We start from the raw sequence: 5,876 nt of genomic DNA, 5'->3' as shown, positions 1-5,876 counted from the left end.
CATCGATTTGCTTAGAAAGATTACCCCAGCCGATGCTGTTACCCGCAGTTTAGGTGGCAGAGCCGGATTTTTGGGACAAGAGTTAATGGGTAAAACCTTTGGTATTATGGGGTTGGGGCAAATAGGGAAACGTGTGGCGCAGCTGGCCTCCGCTTTTGGCTGTAGGGTAATTGCCTAGACACGCACACCTGCATTTTATATACCGCGTGTTGTAAGCAGCCATTACTTTATTTTCAATTCTTTCAAAACATAATTCAATGCTTTATGTGATTTAATTTTAACATTAGGTGCAACCCCAATACCATCAAGTGAATGTCCATCACTTGTCAGATAGTCTGCTGTTGGTAATATTAAATAATAATTATTCCCTATATCAAAAACAGACGGAGATAAAATAGCACCCAATGTATGTTCTCCGACTAGTTTCACATAATGTGTTTTCTTTAATCCATATACTAATGGTTCACAAGAGCTTGCAGTATTATTACTAATTAAAATATACAATTTTTCATCATTTGTAGAGTTTTCACTGGAAGGATATAACACAATGCGAATTCCTTTTTCTTTAGCAAGTATCGCAGAGAAATTATTTATTTCATCAATACCTAAAATAGGTAAATTGTTTATATTTTCTCTGCAAGTATTATTTATAAAACAATCTCTTGAAATAAATGCACCTGCATTCACTGTGTCTTTTAATAAATGCGAAGCTACACTATATGTACTTTTAAAATTTCCGCCAGGGGTGCTTCTTAAATCCAAAATTTTTATTTTGAATTTTTTATAACTATTAAATATACTATCAATTTCAGTTGTTTTCCCTGATAAAGTTATGAATTTAAGTAATACAACGCTATCATTAATGGCTTTAGCATCAATTTGTGGTTTATTCAATGTTCTTTCTAAATTTATGTTTGATTTGTTTAAAGAGAAATGAGTAAACCCAACCTTTCTAGCATTTGCAAAGAATAAAACTAAAAATTCCAAATCGTCATACACCACAAATGATTTCTTCTTGAGATTTTGACAGAATGTCAACCATTTATCCGATTCGGTTAATTTGGGATTATAAATATTAGAAGCAGTAATTTTTATTATGGTATCGCATAGAGCTCTATAATTATTAATGCTTTGATAAATGTTATGAGGACTTGTAATTTTTTCGCAAGTAAAACTGCCCAATTTTTCAGAATTATCATTTGTGAATATATCTCCTTTTATATTATTTTCTGATATTGTTATGTCTTTAAGTTCAAAAGGACCAAATATGGAATGAATTTTTCCTTTGTTGTTGATAATTTCGATTGCAACTAATGATTTTTTATAATTTCTGTTTTGAAAAAACCTAAATAATTTTGCTTTAAAACTACCAAGTATAAATTTATCTCTGTTTTCAAAAGATTTTAATAGTAGTGTTGAATCATGTTTTTCAAATGCAGTATAAAATTCAAACTCTCCAATAATTGGAAACGCTGATTTAACTCTCCAGATATTCTGTGCTTCTGTGAACTCTGAATTTTGACAATAGATTAAGATTGGTAAAAATAACAGCGTCAAGAAGATAAAATATTGCTTAATCATACTATTACGTTTTTAGTTAGTAAATATTCAAGTTTGTTTTTTTCAATGTTTGTAGTGTTTTGTTTTTTTAACTTTAAATAAGTATCAATATCCAATGGGAATGCTCTATATGAATATTTGTCAAAGAAATAATATTCATTTTTTAGTGAAAAAAGAGAATATCTATCTTCATTAAATATCAATTTTAAAGTGCTTGTATTTTGAATTTTATAAGGATAGCTTTTATTCCTTTCAAACCATTCGTGGATGTATGACCAGCACTCCCATTGTTCTGGTGTGTTTTTCACCGAGTTTTCTAAAATCGAATATAATTTAGCTATAGAATCTTCTATAAAAAACCGATTGTTAGAATAATCAGTTGATTTTATATCTCTATGAAAATTTATATAAATATTTTCGTCTTTATCCCAGTGTGTAATTACTGGGATAATAGTTGCTTTCAATAAATAACTTAAAACCGCAATCCCATTTTTTACATTTATATTGCCTGCCAAAAAATTTAAATATTCGTACCCTTTTTTGAAATTCTTCCCTTTCAAAGAGCCAGTATTTCCATCTAAATATACAATTAAGGCATAACCATTTTTTAATAACTCTTTTAGCCTAAAAATTGAAGATGAATCTTTTACATTTAAAATAATGTAATCAGAATTATTTTGATTGGCATATAATTTTAACTTATTATAAGAATCTTCAATTTTTTGTTTCTGTGTATTGTAAGCATGTTCATCTATAATCAATACAACTTTAAAACCATATTTTAATAAATAGGAATTGATTACTCTATAAGAGCCATAATGAAATGTGGCAAATACAGTAGGTGATAAAATGGAAGAAGTTAGCTCAAAAGAACTATTATTAATTACACTAACTTTGTCCAATTTCTCAAAATCATATTGGTCAAACGTAACAAGATATTGATTGTAAATGAGTTGTTTGTAAAACTGTTCGTAATTTTCCTTTTTGAAATTTGGCAAAAATCTATTAACATTAGCCAGAAATATTGAATAGCCATAACTGCTACTTTCTATATCTTCAGGACAAGGATTAAACACTTTATGTTTAATGTCTTCTTTATATTTATTTAATTCCATAATGTTGCTAAAAATTTTATTGTTGAGACGCAAGAGATATAAATAACGTAAATCCAAAAGGCAATTCTACCTATACTGTAATAGGTAACAATATTAGAATATTGATGAAATTTCAATCTTAGCCAACTTTTAATAGCTTTATTAGAATGAGAATACAAATCTTTATCATTAATTAAGTCTGCTAAGACCCAATAACCGTCAAATTTTATAAAAGGATTAAAGTTTATCATTGCTATTATAAAATTTACTTTAATCAGACTCCCAATAATATCTGATTTACTTATTATGTATAAGGTTATAAGAATTATGCTTGAAATAAATTGGAAATAAATTCCACCTAAATTTATTAGTACTCTTTTCTCTTTTTTAAGTCGCCAAATTTCGTTAAGATTTATATAAAATACTGGGATAAACAGGTAAATACCTAAACCAACCTTTCCTGTTTTTATATTGTATTGCTTTGCAATAGCTGAGTGTCCTATTTCGTGCATTATTAGGATAATAAATAGTATTGTGTATTTAAATAACTTTTCAAAACCATCTAACTGCGTATATTCAATTGAATTAACAAAAAACAAATTGATGATTAATAAAACAAAAAATGAACTAAAAAAGAAATATTGATTTGTCAATACTGAAAATTTTTGTATGGGCATTTTTTCCGAATTGAATAAAAATATTAAAGGTTTAAATGAAGATTTGTTTATTGTCGCTTTATTTTGTATGACATTTCGGCAAGTGTCAATTTGAATTGCGTCATATTCTGTTTTGTGTTTTGAATTTATAAAATCGACTATTTCACTTGTAGTCATTCCTGTTTTAATAGAATTTAGCACATCTTTCATAATTACACCGCAGTAAAATACAGTATTATCAGAAGACGTTACTAAATATTTAAATTTAAAATCTGTTTCTAATATTTTAATGTCTTGAAGATTCATAAATAGTTAATTATAAGTAGCCAGAGCTTTCGCTCTGACTACAAATGATTTTAGAAAGGAAATGCAACTCCACATTTAATTGGCTTGGTACAACCAGCAGCATCTTCTACTACAGCAGTAAACTCAATCCTTTCTTCTAGTTGTTCAATGGTTAAACCCTCTAACAACTCGTCTTCTTGCAAATTTTTCATTTTTTTAAAATTATTGATTTATGATTGACCTTCTTTATTCGGCATCAGTTTATTCCTATTCTTTTTAGTTTTTTCTTTGGGTTTCTAAAGACAAATAATCCCGCAATTTTTGGCCAAAATATCTTGTGTCTGCTTAAGTGAACATATTCTTAATGTTTTACCAACATATCTCTGCGTTTTCTATGGTTGCTTACAACTTAATAGTCTCTTGTATAGATTAAGCGTTGCCATCCACTGAGATCTAAATAGTTTAGTGCCAAATTTATACTTGCGCTCATAGTTCTACCTGAAACCCAATACCAAACGCCTAAGGTCTTTTTATAAGGTCTTACAATATAGTAACATCTGGCTACAGACGCAGATGGCGTTCCAGGGGGTTGATGCGCCCCAATAGTTAGCTTTGTGCGATCTCTGCCCACAGTTACTCGACCCGAAAATTCACCAGATCCACATCTATATGCAGCATTCTTTGATGTGATGGGAGAGTTGTTATTTAAAATGGTAATTTTTGAATTTTCTGGCTCTTTTGTAATAGCGTTCTCTTCTAGCTTAATTAACTCATCGCTATATTTGATGTTTGTGAATGCATAAGAATTCTCAAAAACTTTATAAACATTATCTCCAACCTGAATTATCCTATCACTGTTAATAATATATCTAGCAGGATTGTTGAAAAGGTAATGTTCCAGAATATATTCGTTATTTTCATCCTTAACTAAAGTTAAGTATTCACTATGCTTAGATACTTCGTGTTGAATTTCATCAATTGAATTAAACTCATCGAAATTAATTGAAAAATATATCTCTTCACATTTTCTCCCATAAGAAGTAAAACCCTTTTGCTCCTCCCAAGCTAATAATTCTTCGTGGTTAAATGAAATTGTCTTGTCAATGGCAGCGTTATACTCCTCCATTGAATTAAAAACAAGCATTTCATTCTTAGCGGGAACATCAATTTTCAACTGGCTCTTTTGAACAAGAGCTAAATATCACTATAAGAATAGTGAAAAACAGATAGTTTAGATTTTTTGTCTTCATTTTTCTCTAAATTTGTAATGTTAAACTTCGGTTTAGTTGCCTCACCCTTAAATTGATTTTTCGGTCATCAGGGGTGGGGCTTTTTTGTGCTGTTTTGATTTGGAGAGGTATACAGAACAATATTAAACTCCCAGCAAGGACAAATCTTCCCGAATTGCCCCTACCATTCTTGACTATAATTATCTCATAGTGAGTTTTATGTGTTTAAAACTAAATATGACCATTAAAAAGTGTAACATACCCCCCCCGTATAAAAAATAAATATACTTGTTTTATGGTGACGAAAATCATCTTAAATACAAATATGCTGCTTTTTAGTTTACACCGTCTGCTTTTGTATGTGTTTAATAACATAGTGTGCATTTTGCTTATTTTCCTACCGGTTTTATCTTGTGTTGCAGGGCACACTTTCACGGATTAGCTTCAATGAGCTATAAGGTTCTTCCAACATCAAAGGGTTTATGGAGTTAATATAGTCTTCACTTCAGTCTGTGTATAACTAGCAAGCAAAAAATTTTTATTAGTTTTTCAGGCTTTTACAAGTTCAACATCTTTTATGGTAATGTGCTAATATGCTATTTATGCCCCCAAATATTAACTTTGTACCAGCATTAATAAAACTTAAAATCGATTAATTATGAATATAGTATTTGCAGAACCCATAGGCCTAACTTTGGGCGAGGTGCAAGGCTTTGTGGCAGAAATGAAGAACCTTGGCCACAGCGTAACCTTTTTTGATAATGTCCCATCCGGACAAGATGAGCTATTAAAAAGAGTAGCCAAAGCAGATATAATTGTGGTGAGCAACTATGCGGTTAGCGCAAGTGTTATCGAAAATGCTCCAAACCTAAAGTTTATAGATGTTGCCTTTACGGGGGTTGACCATATAGCCACTGCTGAATGTAAAAAAAGGTCAATTCAGGTATCGAATGCCGCAGGGTATAGCAACCAGGCGGTTGCCGAGCTGACCATTGCCATGGCCATCGATTTGCTTAGAAAGATTACCCCAGCCGATGCTGTTACCCGCAGTT

At 30.5% G+C, this 5,876-nt stretch carries 7 protein-coding genes; 2 read left to right on the top strand and 5 right to left on the bottom strand.

What is annotated here, in order from left to right; translation table 11 throughout:
• Positions 1 to 7: 7 nt before the first annotated feature.
• Positions 8 to 178: an NAD(P)-dependent oxidoreductase gene (locus PHF25_08405; protein MDD4528037.1), complete on the top strand. Its 171-nt coding sequence runs from the start codon at positions 8 to 10 to the stop codon at positions 176 to 178.
• A gap of 44 nt (positions 179 to 222) precedes the next feature.
• Here PHF25_08405 and PHF25_08400 read toward each other — a convergent pair whose 3' ends face one another.
• The 5 genes from PHF25_08400 to PHF25_08380 all read right to left on the bottom strand — a co-directional run bounded on the left by PHF25_08400 (position 223) and on the right by PHF25_08380 (position 4,769).
• The gene (locus PHF25_08400; GenBank protein MDD4528036.1) at positions 223 to 1,581 is read right to left on the bottom strand and encodes a S41 family peptidase; all 1,359 of its coding nucleotides are present in this window, start codon (positions 1,579 to 1,581) and stop codon (positions 223 to 225) included.
• A complete protein-coding gene (locus PHF25_08395) occupies positions 1,578 to 2,675 on the bottom strand; it encodes a hypothetical protein (GenBank protein MDD4528035.1) in 1,098 nt (365 codons plus the stop codon). The genes PHF25_08400 and PHF25_08395 overlap by 4 nt, the downstream gene beginning before the upstream one ends.
• The gene (locus PHF25_08390) at positions 2,666 to 3,616 is read right to left on the bottom strand and encodes a M50 family metallopeptidase (protein ID MDD4528034.1); all 951 of its coding nucleotides are present in this window, start codon (positions 3,614 to 3,616) and stop codon (positions 2,666 to 2,668) included. The genes PHF25_08395 and PHF25_08390 overlap by 10 nt, the downstream gene beginning before the upstream one ends.
• Positions 3,617 to 3,666: 50 nt before the next feature.
• Positions 3,667 to 3,807 carry a hypothetical protein gene (locus PHF25_08385; protein ID MDD4528033.1) on the bottom strand — a complete coding sequence of 47 codons (141 nt, stop codon included), beginning with the start codon at positions 3,805 to 3,807 and terminating at the stop codon, positions 3,667 to 3,669.
• 197 nt (positions 3,808 to 4,004) lie between these two features.
• Positions 4,005 to 4,769, bottom strand: coding sequence for a hypothetical protein (locus tag PHF25_08380; GenBank protein MDD4528032.1), 765 nt, complete (start codon positions 4,767 to 4,769; stop codon positions 4,005 to 4,007).
• 713 nt (positions 4,770 to 5,482) lie between these two features.
• Here PHF25_08380 and PHF25_08375 point away from each other — a divergent pair.
• Positions 5,483 to 5,876, top strand: a 394-nt coding sequence (locus PHF25_08375; protein MDD4528031.1) for a hydroxyacid dehydrogenase, incomplete at its 3' end; no start/stop codon positions are given.

Source organism: Candidatus Margulisiibacteriota bacterium, assembly GCA_028706105.1.
In the GTDB taxonomy this organism is placed as follows: domain Bacteria; phylum Margulisbacteria; class Riflemargulisbacteria; order GWF2-35-9; family DYQY01; genus DYQY01.
Note: the sequence above shows the minus strand (reverse complement) of the source record. Positions and strands in the feature narration are given on the sequence as shown.

Coding starts and splice junctions, on each gene's coding strand:
- PHF25_08385 (MDD4528033.1), bottom strand. CDS start 3,807: ATGAAAAATTTGCAAGAAGACGAGTTGTTAGAGGGTTTAACCATTGAA.
- PHF25_08390 (MDD4528034.1), bottom strand. CDS start 3,616: ATGAATCTTCAAGACATTAAAATATTAGAAACAGATTTTAAATTTAAA.
- PHF25_08400 (MDD4528036.1), bottom strand. CDS start 1,581: ATGATTAAGCAATATTTTATCTTCTTGACGCTGTTATTTTTACCAATC.
- PHF25_08395 (MDD4528035.1), bottom strand. CDS start 2,675: ATGGAATTAAATAAATATAAAGAAGACATTAAACATAAAGTGTTTAAT.